Origin of the sequence: Micromonospora globispora (assembly GCF_003857015.1) — a bacterium.
GTDB lineage: Bacteria > Actinomycetota > Actinomycetes > Mycobacteriales > Micromonosporaceae > Micromonospora > Micromonospora globispora.
Genome location: NZ_QGGF01000635.1, coordinates 1 through 1,021 on the forward strand (window position 1 = coordinate 1; position 1,021 = coordinate 1,021).

Consider the following 1,021-nt stretch of genomic DNA (forward strand, 5'->3'; position numbering starts at 1 on the left):
ACCGCGACCACCTGGTCGCGCGCCTGTCCGCCCTCCCCGGCGTACGCGTCGCGGGGCGCCCGACCAGCGCGTTCGTGCTGATCCACCGGCCCGGCGCGGCCGCGGTACGCGAGCGGCTGCGGGAGCGGGGCTGGGCGGTACGCCGCGGCGACACCTTCCCCGGGCTCGGCCCGGACTGGCTGCGGATCGCGGTCCGCGATCCCGAAACGACCGACGCGTTCACCCGCGTCCTGGCCGACATCCTGGAGGCATGATGCTGGAGTCCACCGTCGCCGCGATCGGGCCGCTCGACGAGCCCGCCATGGCGGCCGCCCGCGACCTCCAGAGCCGGCTGACCAAGCCCGCCGGTTCGCTCGGCGCCCTCGAACCCCTCTCCGTACGCCTCGCCGGGCTGGCCGGGACCTGCCCGCCGCCGTTGCCCGAGCCGGCCGCGGTGGCGATCTTCGCCGGCGACCACGGGGTGCACGCCCAGGGGGTCACCCCCTGGCCGCAGGAGGTCACCGCGCAGATGATCGGCAACTTCCTGGCCGGCGGCGCAGTGGTCAACGCGTTCGCCCGACAGGCCGGTGCCTTGGTCACCGTGGTCGACGTCGGCGTGGCCACCCCGCTCCCGGTCGACCCGTCGGCCACCGCGGACCCGGCTGGGCCTCGCCTGGTCACGGCCAACGTCCGCCTCGGCACCCGGGACATGACGGTCACCGCCGCGCTCACCCGGGACGAGGCCCGGGCGGCGGTGGAGACGGGCATCCGGGTCGCCGGGGAGCTGATCGACGGCGGCGCGGGCATCCTGCTGACCGGCGACATGGGCATCGGCAACACCACCCCGTCCGCCGCCCTGATCGCGGCCTTCACCGGGGTCGACCCGGCGGCGGCGACCGGGCGCGGGACCGGGGTGGACGACGAGACGTACCGGCGGAAGGTCGGCGTGGTGCGGGCCGCGCTCGACCGGCACGCGCCCGACCCGGCCGATCCGCTGGGGGTGCTGGCCGCGGTGGGCGGGCTGGAGCACGCCGCGCTGACC

At 77.2% G+C, this 1,021-nt stretch carries 1 protein-coding gene and 1 pseudogene; both read left to right on the forward strand.

Translation table 11 applies throughout. The annotated features are described in order from the left end of the window. Nucleotides 1-254: pseudogene (locus DKL51_RS31150) on the forward strand (aminotransferase class I/II-fold pyridoxal phosphate-dependent enzyme); the annotation flags it as partial. Then, the coding region (locus DKL51_RS31155) for a nicotinate-nucleotide--dimethylbenzimidazole phosphoribosyltransferase (RefSeq protein ID WP_148097896.1) at nt 254-1,021 on the forward strand (768 nt) is incomplete at its 3' end. The pseudogene DKL51_RS31150 and the gene DKL51_RS31155, both read left to right, overlap by 1 nt.